The organism is Cupriavidus necator (genome assembly GCF_016127575.1).
GTDB classification, from domain to species: Bacteria; Pseudomonadota; Gammaproteobacteria; order Burkholderiales; family Burkholderiaceae; genus Cupriavidus; species Cupriavidus necator_D.
This window is the reverse complement of the sequence record NZ_CP066019.1, coordinates 1758370-1776321: the sequence shown is the minus strand read 5'-3', so window position 1 is coordinate 1776321 and position 17952 is coordinate 1758370. Positions and strand designations below refer to the sequence as shown.

15 protein-coding genes are annotated in these 17952 nt (G+C 63.9%); 8 read left to right on the top strand and 7 right to left on the bottom strand.

Translation table 11 applies throughout. The features are described 5' to 3' along the window. Positions 1 to 13: 13 nt before the first annotated feature. Positions 14 to 385 carry an EamA family transporter gene (locus I6H87_RS27045; RefSeq protein ID WP_011617364.1) on the bottom strand — a complete coding sequence of 124 codons (372 nt, stop codon included), beginning with the start codon at positions 383 to 385 and terminating at the stop codon, positions 14 to 16. A gap of 36 nt (positions 386 to 421) precedes the next feature. Next, positions 422 to 2161 carry a glycosyltransferase family 39 protein gene (locus tag I6H87_RS27040; protein ID WP_011617363.1) on the bottom strand — a complete coding sequence of 580 codons (1740 nt, stop codon included), beginning with the start codon at positions 2159 to 2161 and terminating at the stop codon, positions 422 to 424. 435 nt (positions 2162 to 2596) lie between these two features. Between I6H87_RS27040 and I6H87_RS27035 the strand changes: the two genes are divergently transcribed. Beyond that, entirely contained in the window at positions 2597 to 3490 is an 894-nt protein-coding gene (locus I6H87_RS27035; protein ID WP_011617362.1) for a hypothetical protein, read from the top strand. Between the two features lie 68 nt (positions 3491 to 3558). On the opposite strand, the gene I6H87_RS27030 is transcribed toward I6H87_RS27035, so the two are convergent. The 3 genes from I6H87_RS27030 to I6H87_RS27020 form a co-directional block, all read right to left on the bottom strand. Further along, positions 3559 to 3870 carry a hypothetical protein gene (locus I6H87_RS27030; RefSeq protein WP_011617361.1) on the bottom strand — a complete coding sequence of 104 codons (312 nt, stop codon included), beginning with the start codon at positions 3868 to 3870 and terminating at the stop codon, positions 3559 to 3561. A 188-nt stretch (positions 3871 to 4058) separates the two neighbouring features. Next, positions 4059 to 4997, bottom strand: a complete 939-nt coding sequence (locus I6H87_RS27025; RefSeq protein ID WP_011617360.1) for an amino acid ABC transporter substrate-binding protein — start codon at positions 4995 to 4997, stop codon at positions 4059 to 4061. A gap of 403 nt (positions 4998 to 5400) precedes the next feature. Next, on the bottom strand, positions 5401 to 5922 hold the full coding sequence (locus I6H87_RS27020; RefSeq protein WP_011617359.1) for a hypothetical protein: 522 nt from the start codon (positions 5920 to 5922) through the stop codon (positions 5401 to 5403). Between the two features lie 244 nt (positions 5923 to 6166). Between I6H87_RS27020 and I6H87_RS27015 the strand changes: the two genes are divergently transcribed. From I6H87_RS27015 to fabI, 4 genes are all read left to right on the top strand, one after another. After that, positions 6167 to 8488, top strand: coding sequence for a DUF3141 domain-containing protein (locus I6H87_RS27015; RefSeq protein WP_011617358.1), 2322 nt, complete (start codon positions 6167 to 6169; stop codon positions 8486 to 8488). Between the two features lie 65 nt (positions 8489 to 8553). Beyond that, positions 8554 to 9492, top strand: coding sequence for a phosphate acetyltransferase (locus I6H87_RS27010; protein ID WP_011617357.1), 939 nt, complete (start codon positions 8554 to 8556; stop codon positions 9490 to 9492). Between the two features lie 4 nt (positions 9493 to 9496). After that, complete coding sequence (locus I6H87_RS27005) at positions 9497 to 10687, top strand: acetate/propionate family kinase (RefSeq protein ID WP_011617356.1); 1191 nt, start codon at positions 9497 to 9499, stop codon at positions 10685 to 10687. Between the two features lie 76 nt (positions 10688 to 10763). Further along, complete coding sequence (fabI, locus tag I6H87_RS27000; protein ID WP_011617355.1) at positions 10764 to 11546, top strand: enoyl-ACP reductase FabI; 783 nt, start codon at positions 10764 to 10766, stop codon at positions 11544 to 11546. Positions 11547 to 11865: 319 nt separating this feature from the next. Here the strand turns inward: fabI and I6H87_RS26995 are convergent, their stop codons facing one another. Beyond that, positions 11866 to 12228, bottom strand: coding sequence for a CREC-EF hand family protein (locus I6H87_RS26995; protein ID WP_011617354.1), 363 nt, complete (start codon positions 12226 to 12228; stop codon positions 11866 to 11868). Between the two features lie 287 nt (positions 12229 to 12515). Here I6H87_RS26995 and I6H87_RS26990 point away from each other — a divergent pair, with 287 nt between their 5' ends. The 3 genes from I6H87_RS26990 to I6H87_RS26980 all read left to right on the top strand — a co-directional run bounded on the left by I6H87_RS26990 (position 12516) and on the right by I6H87_RS26980 (position 17006). Next, a complete protein-coding gene (locus tag I6H87_RS26990) occupies positions 12516 to 13052 on the top strand; it encodes a GNAT family N-acetyltransferase (RefSeq protein WP_011617353.1) in 537 nt (178 codons plus the stop codon). Between the two features lie 310 nt (positions 13053 to 13362). Continuing rightward, positions 13363 to 14013: a response regulator gene (locus I6H87_RS26985; protein ID WP_011617352.1), complete on the top strand. Its 651-nt coding sequence runs from the start codon at positions 13363 to 13365 to the stop codon at positions 14011 to 14013. After that, positions 14013 to 17006, top strand: a complete 2994-nt coding sequence (locus I6H87_RS26980; protein WP_011617351.1) for an ATP-binding protein — start codon at positions 14013 to 14015, stop codon at positions 17004 to 17006. Before I6H87_RS26985 ends, I6H87_RS26980 begins: the two co-directional genes overlap by 1 nt. 365 nt (positions 17007 to 17371) lie before the next feature. Here the strand turns inward: I6H87_RS26980 and I6H87_RS26975 are convergent, their stop codons facing one another. Beyond that, a complete protein-coding gene (locus tag I6H87_RS26975; protein WP_011617350.1) occupies positions 17372 to 17848 on the bottom strand; it encodes a hypothetical protein in 477 nt (158 codons plus the stop codon). Positions 17849 to 17952: the final 104 nt, after the last annotated feature.

Here is a 17952-nt window from a genome sequence, read left to right as displayed (position 1 = left end):
GCGCGCAGGCGCGTCATGAGCGGGCGATCAGGAAGACGCCCGCCAGTATCAGCAGGATGCCGGCCACGCGCAAGGGGCCGATCATCTCGCCGAACAGCCACCAGGCGGCCAGTGCATTGACCACATAGCCGAGCGACAGCATCGGGTAGGCGATCGACACATCCACGCGCGACAGCCCCACGATCCATACCCCCACGCTGACCACGTACAGCGTCAGCCCGGCCAGCACCGGCCATTGGGTCAGCACGCGCAGCGCCGTCACCAGCAGCGTGCCACGGTCCAGCGTGATCGCGCCGATGGCATTGACGCCGGCCTTGAGCAACAGTTGCGCAGCCGCATTGAGCAGCACGCCGGTCAGGATGAAAGCGAAGGTGGAGAGCGTCATGGCGCTGCGTAGTGCAGGAATTGCAGGAGTTGCAGGTTACTGTCCTGGGGGTTGCGTCTGCGGGCCATTGCCCGGCAGCGCGAAATTGGCGACCGCCACACGGCGGCGGTCACCGGCGATCCTGTGCATCGGCACGCCGCGCGCAGCCAGTGCGTCGTAGGTCGAGGGCAACATGATCGCTACCGCGCGCTTGCCGTCCTGCCAGCGCGCGATAAAGCCATCGATGGTCGGGATCCACTTCTGCGGTTCCTGGCCGATGCCGAATTCCAGCTCATCGGGATGCGCCACCATGATGGTGGTGCGGCGCAGGTAGAACGGCAGCGTGTGGTCGAGCATGCCCACACTGTACAGCGGCATGTCCGGCGTCAGCACGGCATTGATGGCGGGCACCAGGTCCGCGCCGGAACTGGGCCGGCCCATGGCTTCGTGACCGCGCAGCGCCACCGTGGAGCAGATGAACATCGCCAGCGCATAGGCCACCACACTGGGAAACACCCCACGCGTGCGCAGCAGCCGGCGCGCCAGCAGTGCGCCGCCCAGCATCACCGCGAAGGCGACGCCGGTCCACGCTGCGAATTCCCGATAGACCACATTGGGCGTGCTGGGCTTGTCCATCATGCCGACAAACGGGCACGCCAGCAGCCCGACCACGCCCAGGGCAATCATGGCATTGACCTGCCAGCGCCACGCGCGTTCCGTCAACGTGTCCAGCGCCACGCCGGCCAGCAGCGCCAGCGCCGGGAAGATCGGCACGATATAGCCGGGCAGCTTGGAGCCGGACAGGCTGAAGAAGACAAAGATCGCCACGGCCCACAGCGCCGCCAGCAGGGCGGGCTGGAATGGCCGCGGCGAGGTGCCGCGAGCGACGCCGGCGCGCTCGCGCACGGCCTTCCACATTTGCGGAACCAGGCCCAGCCAGGGCAGGAAGCCGGCCAGCAGCAGCGGCACGAAGAACCAGATCGCGCCTTCGCGCTGGTGCACGTTCGAGGTATAGCGTTGCCAGTGCTCGTGGATAAAGAAGAAATGCAGGAATTCCGGATTGCGTTCCGACACCAGCCAGAACCACGGCACCGTCACCACCAGCATGGCGACGATGCCGCCCGGCAGATGCAGGCGGCACCACAAGCGGAAGTCGCGTGTCACCAGCGTGTAGACCACCAGCACCAGCCCCGGCAGCGCCAGCCCGACCAGCCCCTTGACCAGCACCGCCACGCCCATCGCCGCCCAGCAGGCGAGCATCCAGTTGCGGCGTTCGGCGCGGGTGGCATCCGGGTGCTGCGCCAGCAGCATGAAGGCCAGCACGCACGCCATGGCGCCGGCCAGCGTCATGTCCAGCGAGTTGAAGTGGCCGGCGATATTCCACATCGGCGCGGAAACCAGCACCAGCCCCGTCAGCATCGCCACGCGCCGGCCGTACCAGCGTGCCGCGGCCAGCATCGACACGCCCAGCCCCAGGATGCCGGACAGGGCCACGCACAACCGCGCCTGCCAGTCGCCCACGCCAAACAGCGTGTAGGCCAGCGTGGTCACCCACAGGTGGAAGGGCGGCTTCTCGAAATACTTGAGTTCGTGGTAGCGGATCGTGACCCAGTCGCCGGTAGCGAACATTTCGCGGGCAATCTCGGCGTAGCGGCCTTCATCGGAGCGCAGCAGGTGACGCATGTCGAGGGTGCCGAACCAGACCAGCAGGATAAACAGGCTGGCCAGTGCGACCGCACTGGCGGTGGTGGCTCCAACGGACAGCGCGGCAGCCCGCGAGGTCGATGAACTACGCATAGATCTCCTGGAAAAGCGCGACGGATCGATGGTCCTGCGTGGGGCGCGCGGTGACGGGAAGCCATCACAACGCATGGCCTTGCCTGTTGGTGGACACCAGGGAGGCAAGTCGCCCGCGGCTGGCACGCTGGCATGCGCCTCGCACGCCGCTGCCGCCTCGGCACACGCGAGGCGGGCAATGGTAGCACGGTGGGCAGGCCGCCCCCGGCGGGTGCTGGAGACGGCCTGCGGGGCGCCGGATTGCCGCGGGGGAGAGAAAGTGCTGCTCAGGCCGGCTGCTGCCCGCTGCCCGCCGGCCACCGGCTGCCACAGGATCTGCGCGAAAAATCCGAGTTACACATGCAACAAAACGCGATAATTTCAGTGTCCAGGCGGTCGCCTGGCAGGCCGGGCGCAGGGTCAGGGGGCGCCTGGAAACTCTAGACGGGGATTCATGTGAAGAAAAAGGCACAGCGGGACCGGCTGGCAGGCCTGGTGGCGGGCGTGGCCATGGCGCTGGCGCAGCATGCCGGCGCCCAGGGTGCGGCGGCGCTGCCGGGCGCCGGTGCGGCGGTGGCGCAGGCTGCGGCAAGCCAGGCGCAGGCAGCGGCGGCGGCCGTGCTGTGCAGTGCCCCATGGTTCCGCTCCGGCTCGCATGTGCAGATGGAAGGCGACGGCGTGATGCCAATGTCGGTCAGCATGACCCTGCGCGATGTGGTGCGCAGTCCGACCGGCTGCCGCGCGCAACTGGAGATCAATTCCAAGACTGCCCTGTCGGCGCTGATGGGGCCGCCGGTGATTACCACCCAGGTGCATGAAGTGGTGATCGACCGCCGTTCGCCCGGCGGCCAGACCAGCATCGAAAGCCAGCATGCCGTCATCAACGCCCGCGCGCGCTACGCGCGCATGTACGGCGAGGCGGCTTTCCGCGGCATGGGCGTGTTCAACTACGCCGGGCTGGACCTGCGCGAGGGCACCACGCTGGAGGGCGAGACCTTTGAGTCGAGCGTCTCGCTGAAGGTCTACCCGCTGGGATCGGATGAAGTGGTCAGCAACATGCGGGCGCAGCATGCGTCGATCTATATCGGCTCGCGCCACGTCGGCAAGCGGCAGACGATCAATACCGTCCTGGGGCGCAAGGAATGCCTGCCGGTCACCTACGAGAAACGCACCTCGCTGGGGCCGGTCCTGGTTGGCGAAGAAGTGGTACAGGTTGAGCCGACCGTGATGCATGTCACCGACTGGTATTGCCCCGCCGACGCCTTCGTGCTGCGCACCGAAGTGCGCCAGGATGACAAGGTGCAGCGCGTGGATGTCACCGCGCTGGAGCGCGACACGCAAGCGCCATAGGCTTGTGCGCTGGGGCAGGAAGCAAAAAAACCCGCCAAGGCGGGTTTTTTGCGTCAGGCGCTTGCGGCTCAGCTGGCAGCCGGCGCCGAAGCGGCCTTCTTCTTGCTCTTCTTCTTGGTGGACTTCTTGGCCGGCTTTTGCTCGGCGGCCGGCGCGGAAGCGTCGGTCAGGTCGCTGCGGGTGCTCTTGTTCGCGCCCTGGCTGTACGGGTCGAACTTGTCGCCGGCCTTGGCCCCCTGGCTGTACGGGTCAAACTTCTCACCCGACTTGGCGCCCTGGGAATACGGATCGAACTGCTTCTTGCCGCCGGTCTGTGCCTGCACGGCCAGCGAAGCGGCGCCAAGGCAGAGTGCGATCGCGGTCGCGACGAACTTGTTCATGGTTTCTCCTGAGAAATGCCGCCGTCGGGCGGTCGTGTATGTGGCCTGTCCCTTGCACGGGACGGCTTGGCCCAGTGTCGCCAACATCTCACGTCGCTGTCAACTTGGGGCTTGCCCCGGCGCCACGACCTCATGGAAACCCTGAATTGCGGCCCCAGCCCGATTGAGGTTCGCGACCGCTTGCCCGTTTACTCCGTGACCGCGTCCGACGGGTGCTTCCAGGCCGCGCGCACCTCGCCGGACGGCGCCAGCGCCAGGTTGATGCCGCGGCTGCCGATGGGCTGCTGGAACCAGCGCTTCTGCAGCGCCGTGACCTCCGGGCCGGCAAAGGTGTTGGCCAGCGCCTGGTCGACCAGGCGCTTCCATTCCGGATCGGCCTTGGACAGCATCAGCGCATTCTGCTCCACCGACAGCGCCGGGCCCACGATCACGTATTGCGACGGGTCCTTGGCGCGGGCGCGCAGGCCAGCCAGCAGCACATCGTCCATGACGAAGGCCTGGGCACGGCCGGATTCGAGCAGCAGGAACGATTCGCCATGGTCCTTGGCGTAGACGTCGTGGTAGCCGTACTGGGCCTTCATGCGGCGCACGTGGCGGTCGCCGGTCGATCCGGCGCTGGTGACCACGGTCTTGCCGCGCAGGTCGCCGAACGAGCGGATGCCGGAGTCGGCGCGCACCAGCATGCGCACGGTCGACACATAGTGCGAGACGCTGAACGCAACCTGCTTCTGGCGCTCAAGCGAATTGGTGTTGGGCGCGCAGTCCAGATCGACCAGCCCGTTGACCACGGCGGGAATGCGGTTCTGCGGCGTGAGCGGCATCCAGCGCACCTTCAGGTCTTTCAGGCCCAGTTGCTGGCGTGCTGCTTCGGCGGCGCGCAGGCAAAGGTCGACCGCATAGCCGGCCGGCTGGCCCTTGTCATCGGCAAACGAGAATGGCAGCGCCGACTCGCGGTAACCGAGCACGATGGTGCCGGATTCGCGGATCTTGTCGAGCACAGGGCTCTGGGTGCTGGCCAGTGCCGGCGTCAGCGCGGCCGCGGACATGGCGGCGAGGGCGACGGCGGCCAGCGAGCGGCGGGCGCGGAGGAGTCGGGCGGACAGGGCGGGCAGGGTGAAGGCAGGCATGCGGGGGAAACCGGAAAGCGGCCGGCAAAGGCAAAGACGAGAGGGTATACCCTTGGTTAGGGCGGGCGAAGGACATTGTTGTCATAAGCAAATTCCCTGCCCCGAAAGCCTTGCCTGGGCCATCTGGCAATCGTCTATGACTCGGACTCGGCAGTACCGTGCGGCTGGTCGAGAAGGACGGAACACCGGGATCGATCGAAAAATACGAATCGATCGTACGGTACCCAGCGCCTGATCCGTCGACGAGGTTCTGCCGTCGGCGGATTTCGTTGTGCTTTGCTGTTCGCTGAACAGTTCCACGCGAAATCTGATGGATGCACGACGACTCGCGTTGCTTCGGATGGACTCCGGCTCCTTCCGGCCCTTATCGTGGTGTTCTTGTCCAATGCGGCCTGAGGCCGACTTACTTGCTGCCGTCTCGCGTGTCGCCGCCGATCGCATCGACGATGATCATGGTCCGGTCGAGCACGCCGCGTTCGTCAAAGTAGGCACTGAAATGCGCTGGCATGTAGGCGCCCGCATAGAGCCGGTAAGACCAGGCCTCGCGCTTCATCAGCGGGTAGTACTCGATGGGCTCGCGCGGACGGCCAAAGCGCTCGGCAATATCCTGCTTGGTCCAGACCCCCGGGCGTGCCTCGTAGATTTCTTTCTCGGTCAGCATCTGCCGAAAGCTCGTAAGCTTGCCGTTGGCGTCAAAGTCTGCCGCGTAGACTTCGAAGCCGAGCGGCTGTTTCGAATAAATCCACCGAGTGGTGCCATCAGCGAGCTGGTAGGTTTCCGTGGGAGCGCCGAACGTATCGCGCACGGCATGCTGCGGGCCGCCGAGCATGCCCTCTGCGGTTTCCAGGGGCCGGAGAGTGGCACAGGCGCCCAGCACAAGGGCCGCCACTGTGACAGTCACGCAGGCGGGCAGGCGATAACGCATGATCGTTCTCCAGCGGGTCCGCGGTGTGTGCGCCGCGCCAGTTCAGCATAGCGCACGCAGAGTCCAATAGGATATGGTCATTCATCCTGCCGTCCTGGAAAGAAATCCTTCTTATCTCATCGTCCGAAAAGATTCAGTTCTATTGCGACCAAGGTCGACGCTATAGTTCGAAGCAAGATGCACATCGGGGGCTGGGCTACCACGCTTGGCCAACCGTGTCACAAGATTCGCAGCGGAGAACGGCATGGATGCAGCAAAGCAACTGGTGCACGCGCGTGAAGTTGGCCTCAAGACCGGCATGGTGCTGCAAAAGCGCCTGAAGAATGCGCAGGAGGCCTTTAGTGGCCGCGTGCAGCAAGCCGTTGGGGAGCCGGGCGCCGGCCCGATCAACCCGATGGCCGGCATGGATCCGATGAGCAGCTATGCCTATGCCATCGACAGCATGCAGCGTGCCATCCTGTTCTGGGACACGCTCAGGCAACGGGGCAACAACTTTGTCGAAAACACCATGCAGGGGCTCAAGCCGGTCCTGCATTTTGGCTACGAGACCGTTCTGGATGCCCGCCAGTTCGAACGGCCCGTCAACTACGCGCTGTTGAAAATTATCCCGCCCGATGGCGTGACGATCGATGATAGCCGCCGCCCTTACGTCATCATCGATCCGCGTGCCGGCCATGGCCCGGGCATCGGCGGTTTCAAGGACGACTCGCAGGTCGGCGTGGCAATGCGTGCCGGCCATCCTGTGTATTTTGTCATCTTCTTCCGCGATCCCGAGCCGGGACAGACCCTGCTGGACGTGTGCGAGGCCGAGCAACAGTTCATCAAGAGAGTGCGTGAACTGCATCCACACAGCGCCAAGCCAGCCATCATCGGCAATTGCCAAGGCGGCTGGGCTGCGATGATGCTCGGCGCCTCGGACCCGGGCGACACCGGGCCGATCGTGATCAACGGCGCGCCGATGTCGTACTGGAGCGGTGCCTGGAGCGAGGGCGAAGGCGACAACCCGATGCGCTATTCCGGCGGGCTCCTGGGCGGCACGTGGTTGGCGTCGTATACGGCGGATCTCGGCAACGGCAAGTTTGACGGCGCCTGGTTGGTACAAAATTTCGAAAACCTGAATCCGTCCAACAGTCTCTGGGACAAGTACTACAACCTGTACAAGAAGGCCGATACCGAGCCGCCGCGCTTTCTTGAGTTCGAACGCTGGTGGGGTGGCTACTACCTGATGAACCGCGAGGAGATCGAATGGATCACGCGCAACCTGTTCGTCGGCAACAAGCTGTGGGGTGGTGAAGTCAAGAACGCCGGCGGCAAGGCGTTCGATCTGCGCGAGATCCGCTCGCCCATCGTTTTGTTTGCCTCGATGGGCGACAACATCACGCCGCCGCAGCAGGCATTCAACTGGGTGGTGGACATCTACGGCAGTACCGAGGAGATCAAGGCTCGCGGCCAGGTCATTGTCGGCATGATGCACCGGAGCGTCGGCCATCTCGGCATCTTCGTCTCCGGCAAGGTCGCGCAGAAGGAGCACGCACAGATCGTCTCGGTGCTCAAGAGCATCGAACTGCTGCCGCCTGGGCTCTACGGCATGGTCATCCATGAGCGCAAGGGTAGCGATGGCGTGGACTATGAGGTCCAGTTCGAGGAGCACTCGCTCGAGGAAATCGCCAGCAGGCTTAACCGCTTTGAGCGCGCCGACGAGAAGCCGTTCGAGACGGTCGCCAACCTGTCGGACTTCACGCAGCGCGCCTACGAGCTGTTTGCGCAGCCTTACGTCCAGGCGGTGTCCAATGAGATGACAGCACGGGTGCTGCGCGAATTCCATCCGCTACGCATGCAGAACTGGCTGTTCTCGGACCTGAATCCGTGGATGGCATGGTTGAAGCCCGCCGCCGACGCGGTCCGGGCCAGCCGGCAAACGTTGGAACCGGATCATCCGCTGCGGCAGCAAGAGCAGGTGGGCGCGGAAATGCTCAGCGCCGGTTTGGACGCATACCGGGCCGTGCGCGATGCGATGACCGAATACACCTTTTTCAACGTGTACGCCAACCTGTTCCCGTTCCAGCCAAGGAGCGAGCCTACCGCCCGCGCGGGTACCCCGGCGGCGACCGACCCGCATGACCTGCCGGAAGTCAAAGCGGCGCTGGCCGCGGTCGGGCAAGGCGGATACGCCGAGGCCATTGCCCGGCTGGCCTGCCTGCTGAGCCGCAGGGGTGAGCCCCTGCCGCTGTCCAGGCTGGAGCTGCGCAAGGAGCTGGTCACGGACTACGCCGATCTGCTGCCGGAACTTGAGCCGGACGCCTGGCGCGAGATCCGCGGCAGGCAGGAGCTGATCACGCGGTACGCGCCCGAACAGGCGCTCGCGACGCTGCCGGCCTTGCTCAGGTATCAGGCCGACCGCCAGCGGCTGCAGGCGCTGGCGGAGAAGCTGCGTGTCGATGAGCGCCTGCTTGGCGCCAGGCCCACTGTCGAGCAGACGGCAATGCTGGAGCGGATCCGCACGGCGCTCGGCGCCAAGCCGGAACGCGTCCGCGGCGCGGCCGCGCCGCTCACCCGCGCGTCCTAGCGCGCCGCGGCTGGCACAGGCCTCGCAGCCGACCGACACCGACGACCCTGACGCAGGAGTAGCCCGTGAACGCCAAGCATGAGAAGTACCAGCGCCTGATTGATTACTGCAAGGCCATGCCGCCTACACCGACCGCGGTGGCGCATCCGTGCGACCAGTCTTCGCTGGAAGGCGCCGTAGAGGCCGCCCGGCTGGGCCTGATCGCGCCGATCCTGGTTGGGCCGCGTTCCCGCATCGAGGACGCCGCGCGCGCGGCCGGCATTGACATCCGCGAGTACCCGATTGTCGATGCCGAGCACAGCCATGCGGCGGCGGCTGCCGCAGTGCAACTGGTGCGCGAAAGCAAGGCAGAGGCTCTGATGAAGGGCAGTCTGCACACCGATGAGCTGATGGGAGCCGTGGTCGCGGGTAACAGCGGCTTGCGCACCGGCCGGCGCATCAGCCACTGCTTCGTGATGGATGTGCCCGGCCACGAGGACGCTCTGATCATCACCGACGCTGCCGTCAATATTGCCCCGACGCTTGCCGAGAAGGCCGGCATCCTGCAAAACGCGATCGACCTGGCCCATGCCTTGCAGGTCAAGGAGGTCCGCGTGGCGATCCTGTCGGCGATGGAGACCGTCAACCCGATGGTTCCGTCCACACTGGATGCCGCCGCGCTGTGCAAGATGGTCGACCGCCACCAGATCACCGGCGCGATCGTCGACGGACCGCTTGCGCTGGACAACGCGATCAACCTGGACGCGGCGCGGATCAAGAAGATCGACTCACCGGTGGCCGGGCGCGCCAATGTCCTGCTGGTGCCTGACCTGGACGCCGGCAACATGCTCGCCAAGAGCCTGACCTTCCTGGCCGGCGCCGACGCCGCAGGCATCGTGCTGGGCGCGCGCGTGCCCATCATCCTGACCAGCCGTGCCGACTCGGTCATGACCCGGCTGGCGTCGTGCGCGGTGGCCGCGCTGGTGGCCAAGGCACGCCGCGAGTCCGGCCAGGTGGCGGGGTGATGCCATGGCCGAACTGATCCTGGTCCTGAATGCGGGTTCGTCGAGCATCAAGTACTGTGCTTACAATACCCATGACGATGCACTGAGGCTGGTGCTGCGCGGGAGCATCGAAGGTCTCTACGCGGCACCGGCATTCCACGCCACCGACGCCTTGGGCGCTGAGGTCGAGACCAGGCGGTGGGATGCCGGTACCACGCTCGGGCACGAGGGTGCCATTGCCTTCCTGGCGGACTTCCTGCGCGGCCATGGGGAAGGGCATACGCTGAGCGCGGTCGGGCACCGGGTGGTGCACGGCGGGGTACGCTTCACCCAGCCGGAAAGGGTGACCGACGCGCTACTGGCAGAGTTGGACTCGCTATGCCCGCTCGCACCCCTGCACCAGCCACACAACCTCAAACCGATCCGCATCCTTGCCGAGAGGCGCCCGGAACTGCCCCAAGTAGTCTGCTTCGACACCGCCTTCCACCGGGCGCAGCCGGAAGTGGCACAGGCATTCGCATTGCCCGCGGAGATCAGCGCGCGCGGCGTCAGGCGCTACGGCTTCCACGGACTGTCCTATGAGTACATCGCCAGTGTCCTCCCGAGCGTTGATGCGGGTGCAGCGGCGGGCCGCACGATCGTGGCCCACCTCGGCAACGGCAGCAGCATGTGTGCGCTGGTGGCGGGGCGCAGCGTGGCCAGCACGATGGGCTTCACTGCGGTGGATGGCCTGCCGATGGGAACTCGCTGCGGCAGCCTCGATCCGGGCGTCATCCTCTACCTGATCAGCGAACTCGGCATGGATGCCCGCGCCATCGAGGACCTGATCTATCGAAAATCCGGTCTGCTTGGCGTCTCCGGCCTGTCGAGCGACATGCGCGCGCTGCTCGCCAGCGACGATGTGCAGGCCCGTTTTGCCGTCGAACTGTACACGTACCGCGTCGCCCGGGAGCTTGGTTCGCTGGCCGCCGCCGCACAGGGGCTGGACGCGCTGGTCTTCACCGCTGGCATCGGCGAGCATGCCGCGCCGATCCGCGAGCGCGTATGCCGGCTGGCGGCATGGCTGGGGGTGAGTGTCGATCCCGCGGCGAACGCCAGCGACGGACCGCGCATCAGCTTAGCCTCGGGCAATGTCCCGGTCTGGGTCATCCCGACCAACGAGGAACTGATGATTGCCAGGCATACCCGGGAGGTCCTGGCGGCACCCGCTCGATGACCACCGCTACAGCCGACCAAGCCAGCGGCATGGTAGCGACCGCTCGCTGGCAACAATGAATCCAGGAGAGAGTGACATGACTGCAGCGCAACAACTGCCTATCCTCGCCAACGCCCGCGCACTCGTCTGCGGGATTGCGAACGAGCACTCCATTGCTTACGGGTGCGCCAAGGCCTTCCGCGAACTGGGTGCCGAGGTGGCGATTACCTATGCCAGCGAAAAGGCGCGCCAGTTTGTCGAGCCGGTGGCGCAGGAGCTTGACGCTTCCATCTTCCTCCCCCTGGATGTCACGAGCCAGAAGGAAATGGACGAGTTGTTTGCGCGGATCGGGGAGCAGTGGGGAAAGCTCGATATCCTGGTGCATTCGGTGGCCTGGGCGCCGAAAGACGATCTGCAGGGCGGCCTGCTCAATTGTTCGGCCGAAGGCTTCGCCAAGGCCATGGATGTGTCCTGCCACTCCTTCGTGCGCATGGCCCGGCTGGCAGCGCCCCTGATGGGCGATGGTGGCACGATGTTCACCATGAGCTATCACGGCGCCAACAAGGTGGTGCCGAACTACAACGTCATGGGCCCGGTGAAAGCCGCCCTGGAAGCCGTATCACGCTACCTGGCGTACGAGTTGGGCCCGCGCGGCATTCGCGTGCATGCGATCTCGCCCGGGCCGCTGCAGACCCGCGCTGCGTCCGGGCTTAAGAGCTTCGATTTGATGCTTGCTGACGCTGTGGAACGCGCTCCACTTGGCGAGCTGGTCGATATTATGGATGTGGGATACACCTGCGCCTTCCTGGCCACGCCTTACGCCCGGCGGCTGTCGGGCGAAACGCTGTATGTGGATGGCGGCGTCAATATCATGGCGTGAAACGCAGCGCTCGTTGACATCGCGGGAGGAAAAGGGCGGCGCTCGGAGTCTAGCCGGCACTCAGTCGTCGGGCATCGGGCGACCACTATGCGTGAACGTATCAGCCAGCCAAGGTTCCACGAGGAAACTAAAGTGGGTTGACGGCACAAGGCTCATCCAGCCGGTTCAAGAGGGGATGCATGATGCCTTGCCATGGCATCGAGGTTTGGGAGCCCCGACTGGCAGCCTCGCTCTCAAGGCCCTCAAGGGGCAAGAGGTACGACTCTATTTCTCCCGCCCCATCATTCCATGAGCAGTACAAGGAATTGCTGCAACTCCTTCAGTTCCAGATCGGATCTTCCTTCTGCATCTGATCCTTGGTCTTCTTCATCCAATAGGAACCGATCTGGCGCTCGGTGACGTGACCCTGTTTTTTTACGTCGATCTTGTCGAAACTTTCGTAGACCTTTGGCATTCCCGCCTGAGCTTCGTCACGAGTCAGCTTGCCGTCATGATTGGAATCGGCAGCCTTGAATCGCTCGGCAATCAGAGCCTTGGCCTGGGCCGTAGTCGGGGGAGCTTTCGGCACCTCGGCTGGCGCCGCTCCCTGTTGGGATCCTTGTGCCGGCTGGGCGGCCGCGCCTATAGAAATCAGTCCCATCAGGACTGCGAAACCAACTGCTGGCAATTTGCGCACGGTCATGTCGCTCTCCTCAGTTCATTATGTGTGTTTGGACCTTTGGCACGGAAACGACTTCCATTCGAGCTTCTGTGAGTCTTGGCTCACCCAGCATTCTAGGCGCTCGTAGCGGAGACCGGGGGGCAAATTGATTCCGGTCGGACTGGCGCGACAATACGGCTCGATGGCGGCGATGTCGTGCGTAATCGTCTATGTTCGATATCGGGAAAACTGCGCCGGATCAGCTATTATCAAATGCTGCGGGGGAGTGATTCAACGAGCTCGCTTTCATTCCTTACGACTCCGTTGCCATGCAAGCCAAGTCTGACGTGACAAACTTCGTCCCGTACAACGTGCCCCTGTGCGACGGACGGGAAGTGCTGGTGCGGGAGATTACCGAAGACGACAAGGTCGGCCTGTTAGCGGCATTTAACAGACTTTCTGCCGATGCGCGTTACGCCAGATTCATGGCTGCCATGCAACAGCTGCCGGAAGCGATGCTCGAGCAAGCGACGCATCCGTCGGCTGAGCGCGAGTTTGCGCTGGTAGCGCTTGCCACGGAAAACAAGGTGTCGTCTATTGTGGGTGGCGCACGCTACGCCGCCGCGCCGGGTAGCGATACCTGCGAGTTTGCGGTGACTGTCGCCGATGACTGGCATCGACTCGGCCTGGCCAGCCGACTGCTGGGCACACTGATCGACATCGCTCGGAGCCGCGGCTATCGATGCATGGAAGGCTATGTTTTGTCGTCGAATACCGCCATGCGGCGACTGGCTAAACGTTTTGGATTTGCCGATTTAGCGTGTCCAGACGATGCCACGCTGCGCGTGGTGACGCTTGCGCTTTAGGGCAGCGAGAGTAGTGCCAGGTGCAAGCCTCTTGCTGTGATGTCTTCCGCTTGACGTGATCTATATGAACGCGTGCCCTTTGCGCTAGCTCCTCGCGTGCTCGGTTAGACAGGAATCGCGCCTGGAAGAGCTTTGGACTGGGACGCAGTACGATTACTCCGCGTGGGACGATCAGCCAAATATATGTCCCATTTTGTCAAATGAAGGTGAGTGCCCCTTGGTAGAATCCGGTGCCCTATGCAGCCAGTTCCGCCGGTTGGGCACGTCGCCCCGATCCATACAAGCGTGCTGCCGGTCTGAGTTAACGCGCATGCCGCCACCTGTCATCTCCGTCGTCATCGCAGACGATCACCCGGTAATTCAACTCGCAGTCAAGGCCACCTTGAGCGAGATCCCGAATGTCCGGATTTCCGCAATATGCTCGTCAGGAAAAGAGCTCTTTGCGGCGCTACAAACGCAACAACCTGACCTTATCGTCACCGATTTCACGATGGAGCGTTCCCACGTCAATGATGACGGTCTTCGGCTGGTCCACCGGCTCAGGCAGTCGCGTCCACATACACCGATCGTGGTTTTCACGATGTTGACCAATGGCGGACTGCTCACGCGCATCAAGGAGATGGGCGTTGCGGCCATCGTCGGGAAGAACGAGGAGCCGGGCATCCTGAGGCAAATCTGTGTCGATGCAATAACAGGTACTGGCCAGCGCCTGTCACCGGGCATAGCGGCCAGGATGTCAAGTGCGGGGGCGTTGGTCAACGGCACGGCAAGCCCGCTGTCCCCGCGGGAGATCGAAGTTGTGCGGATGTTCGCGACTGGCAGCACTCTCACGGAAATCGCGGGATATCTCCATCGATCGCTCGCTACCATTGCGACGCAGAAGCGCTCGGCAATGCGCAAGCTGAATATCACCACTAATGCGGACCTTGTCACGTACGCACGCGACAACGGTCTTACCTGATGCAGGAAGAGCGCGAGCGCTCGCAGCAATCGCCACTACACGCCGATCACTCGGTTGAGCGGAATCTGCAGCGGGAGCGCCGTGTGTTCTCGATGGTGGTCCTGCTGCTGGGGCTGGTCGCCATCGCGATCGCTTCGGCAGCCATGCTTGCCCGCCTGAATGAATCCCTGCGCGCCCAGGAGCAGGTCGCGCGCCTGTACGAGCAGGGCGTCGTCGATGCGGTGCTCGAACGCCGCAGCACCCTGACGGCGACGAACCTGATCCTTGAGTTGCGCAGCAATGGCAAAGTCCCCGTGGCGCAGCGCGGGCATGCCGGCAGTCTATGCACACAGGTGTCTCCGTCTGCGCCTCCCGATCCGGTGTTGGAGCAGAGTTGCGACCAGGCTGTCCGGACGCTGACTGCCGCAAGCCAGAAGCCTTCGATCGAAATGATCTCGATTGCGAACGGGGCGACGTATCGGTATGAAGCGCCCGACGCATCGGGATTCGGCGTGGCTGCGACCCTTCCGCCGCTGTCGTCGTCAAGCATCACCACGATGATTCTTGAGCGGTTCCAGAGCCGCGACATGGATCTCTTGCAGGCAGCGCGGGAGAAGCGTGTCGTATGGCTGGGCATCCCGGCGAATGCAGCCGGAGGGAGTCCGGAGATGGTTGGCGCATCGCTGGTCGCGAAAGGCGACGCACTCTACGCCATCGTGTTGACGCGGATCCCGCTGCAAGACTTGCTTCGGCCAGCCTGGCCGACCTTGTCGATCCCGGAGCCAATTGTCGTCGATCGCCTGGGCACGCCACTGGTTGCTTCAGGTGCACGGGCCAACGCACGGCGCCTGGACGCCAGGCTGGAGGGACTTCCGGAGGGGCTGTTTCATTGGGTCCAGGACTATGGATGGGCCCTGCGGCGCCCGCCGCTCATTGCGGATTTCGGCCACCTGGTCTTCGCACTGCCGCTAGGGCAGCAGTTCCGGGAAATGCGGGAGGAACTGCTCGTTACCGGCCTGATTACGGCCGCGCTTCTCGCCTTGCTATTCGCGATGTATCGATACTGGAACTATCGCTTCCTGACCGGCACATATGCCGAAGCGGCACGCGCACAGCAGCTGTTGCACGAAGCGAGACTTGCCAGCGAGGCTGCGGCCAAGGCCAAGGTGGCGTTCTTTGCTTCGATGAGCCACGAGATACGGACGCCGCTTTCCTCGCTGCTGGGAAACATGGAGCTCGTGGCCCTCGGTAGGCTGGAGCCGGAGCAGCGGGCGCGGGTAAGCTCCATGCAGGTGTCGGCCGAAGGGTTGCTGCAGATCGTCAATGACGTGCTCGATTTTTCGAAGCTCGACGTGGGAGCGATGCGTCTTGCGGAGGAGCCTGTCGTCGTCACGGAACTCCTGGGTCGCATTGCAATCTCGCACGCGCCGCTTGCGGCGCGGCGTGGGCTGAGCTTCTTCGCGGTGTATGGCAAGGAGATTCCGGCGCGGCTCAATCTTGACCCGGTGCGCCTGACACAGATCATCAACAACCTGCTTGGTAACGCGTTCAAATTCACCGAGGCGGGGAAGATTGTCCTGCGCGCGCAATGGGTGGATGAAAACCTTGAGATCGTCATCACCGATACCGGCGTTGGCATACCGGAGGAGTATAAGGAACGGCTGTTTCAGCCATTCTCCCAGATCGGCAACAATCGTCTCGCGCAGGCCGGCGGGACCGGGCTTGGACTGTCAATCTGCATGCGGCTGGTGGAGCGGATGAACGGACGTATCACGCTGGACAGCGTACTAGGCGTTGGCACGCGCGTCACGGTTCGCCTGCCGCTCAGCCCGCCGGGCGGGCATCAGACCCCGGCGCAATGGCGCCTGGCGCCGCGCCGCGCGCTGGTCCTGTCCCGTGAGCCAGAGTGCCTCGAAGGAATGCTGAACCATTTCGACTGGGGATCATCACAGCCATTTTTTCGTTCCAGCATCGACGAGCCCATTGACGGGGACAGGTTCGACTGCCTGCTCGTGACCGAGTCCTTGGATCCGGCCCAAGTCATGGCGTGGTGGCGGAACCCCGCCACTATCGTATGGCTCAAGCAACTGGGCCCGCTCGTCCCGACCATACGGCCGGATGGCAGCCGGGAGGTGTCTGCCTACAGCCTGGCCGGTATCCATGCCGCTGCACAGGCGGTCCTCAATAATGCTCCGGAGACCAGGCTTGTCGACGAAGATCGTGTCGTGGCTGCCATACACGATCAGTCCGCAGCGCCGTTCGCGGGCCTTTCCGTGTTGGTCGCGGAAGACAATCTGCTGAACAGGAAACTGCTGCGCGACCAGCTTCACCTGTTAGGTGCGAGCGTTATCGAAGCAGGCAACGGCAACGAGGCCCTGGCAGTGTTGTCGGAACAGGGCGTGCATGCAGTGCTGACGGATGTGGACATGCCCGTAATGAATGGATTCGACCTGCTTCGTGAAATCAGGCGGTGCTGGCCGGAGATACCTGTCTATGCCGTAAGCGCAAGCGCGAGACCGAAGGATGTTACCGAGGGGCTGGCAAGCGGATTTACCGGCTATCTCACGAAACCGGTGTCGCTGGCGACGCTGGCTTCGGTGCTCGATGCTGTTGCCGCCAAGGCCGACCCGCCACGTACGGATGATGGGGCGGCGCCAGTGCTGCTAACCGATGACGATCTGCCTGAGCTGCCGTCGGTCGCCGAAGAATACGCCGAAGCGTTCCTGGCGCAGACCATGGTGGACCTGAACGAATTCGAGGCGGTCCGGGCAGCGCGAGACATCCGCCACCTGGAACGGCTGCTGCATCGAATCGCGGGGACGCTCGGGGTCGTGGGGCGCTCAGGACTGTCCGAACTCTGCGCTGACCTGCACGGCCACGTGGCTGAAGCCAAACGCTGGGACGATGAGATCGAACTGCAGTCCGCCTTCATCGCTCAAGGCCTGATGAGCGTATGCGAGCGCGGGCGTGGTGAGAACGAGGTCGCCTGCGGTTCTCGTCCGCTGGCCTTCTAACTTCTATGATTGTGAACACACCTACGCACGGTCAGCATTGGGGGGAAGGCTGGATGCCTGCTTAAGGCACCACTCGTCTTGGGTACTGCCCCGTTGCGAGGGCCTTGGTTCGCCCGCCTGTACGGCGGGTATTTTTCTCTGTGCCCCGGCCGGGCGCATTGGCTGGCGCTGATTGCCGCCGCACCGAGGCGCGAATCCCCGCCACCGGGGAATGATAGCGCCATGCCCCGGACTGGCACCTTCTCAGGAGAGTTCATGAGCAGTCGTAGAAGTCTTGCTCTTGCCGTGTGCACGGCGGCACCGCGGAATGTGGACCGGGCTGGCGGCAGCCGGTCTACCTCGCCGAGCAACTTGTCAGAGGCGTCCTAAAGAACGGCGCAAGCTTCTGCGCTGGCGGTAACGGCAACGTCCACCCGCGCATCATTGCGTAGGACCACGCAGAGGAAGTTGCCGATGGCTTCGCCCGCATGAGGCTTTTCCCGCCAAAGGCGTGGCAGGGGTGCCGTCGAGGCAAGCAGTTCGCCCTGTTCGGATGCGGCATGGGATTCCGTGCCGGCTATGGCATCGCTCCAGGTTATCGCGATGGGCCCCTCCGGCTTGGTGCCAAGGAAGCAGAAGGAGGGTGCCGACAGCGAGCGCCACGACGCGGGTCCGGTCTCGCAAGGGCCGGCGCGTAGTGCCAGCACGTCATGATCGGTCCGGTTGACAGTGACGATTTTCGTCCACGGCCAGGGCTCCTGGAACGGATGCCAGGTCTCAGAGGTAGGGATCGCGCATCCTGAGATGGCGCTTGCCGTGGCAATGGCGATGACACGTGTGGAAATCGCGGAAACAGCATTCATTGGATAGTCAGTTCAGGTGAACCTGATCTTCACCTGGGAGGGCATACGACGGCGGACAGAGTAAGCCTGCCTCGCCATGGTGGCTATCAAAGGAATTCGAAATA

Excerpts from the sequence above, each read along its gene's own strand:
- I6H87_RS27040 (WP_011617363.1), bottom strand. The coding sequence starts at position 2,161 with ATGCGTAGTTCATCGACCTCGCGGGCTGCCGCGCTGTCCGTTGGAGCC.
- I6H87_RS27020 (WP_011617359.1), bottom strand. The coding sequence starts at position 5,922 with ATGCGTTATCGCCTGCCCGCCTGCGTGACTGTCACAGTGGCGGCCCTT.
- I6H87_RS27030 (WP_011617361.1), bottom strand. The coding sequence starts at position 3,870 with ATGAACAAGTTCGTCGCGACCGCGATCGCACTCTGCCTTGGCGCCGCT.
- I6H87_RS27025 (WP_011617360.1), bottom strand. The coding sequence starts at position 4,997 with ATGCCTGCCTTCACCCTGCCCGCCCTGTCCGCCCGACTCCTCCGCGCC.
- I6H87_RS27005 (WP_011617356.1), top strand. The coding sequence starts at position 9,497 with ATGGCCGAACTGATCCTGGTCCTGAATGCGGGTTCGTCGAGCATCAAG.
- fabI (WP_011617355.1), top strand. The coding sequence starts at position 10,764 with ATGACTGCAGCGCAACAACTGCCTATCCTCGCCAACGCCCGCGCACTC.
- I6H87_RS26990 (WP_011617353.1), top strand. The coding sequence starts at position 12,516 with ATGCAAGCCAAGTCTGACGTGACAAACTTCGTCCCGTACAACGTGCCC.
- I6H87_RS27015 (WP_011617358.1), top strand. The coding sequence starts at position 6,167 with ATGGATGCAGCAAAGCAACTGGTGCACGCGCGTGAAGTTGGCCTCAAG.
- I6H87_RS26995 (WP_011617354.1), bottom strand. The coding sequence starts at position 12,228 with ATGACCGTGCGCAAATTGCCAGCAGTTGGTTTCGCAGTCCTGATGGGA.
- I6H87_RS26980 (WP_011617351.1), top strand. The coding sequence starts at position 14,013 with ATGCAGGAAGAGCGCGAGCGCTCGCAGCAATCGCCACTACACGCCGAT.
- I6H87_RS26975 (WP_011617350.1), bottom strand. The coding sequence starts at position 17,848 with ATGAATGCTGTTTCCGCGATTTCCACACGTGTCATCGCCATTGCCACG.
- I6H87_RS27045 (WP_011617364.1), bottom strand. The coding sequence starts at position 385 with ATGACGCTCTCCACCTTCGCTTTCATCCTGACCGGCGTGCTGCTCAAT.
- I6H87_RS26985 (WP_011617352.1), top strand. The coding sequence starts at position 13,363 with ATGCCGCCACCTGTCATCTCCGTCGTCATCGCAGACGATCACCCGGTA.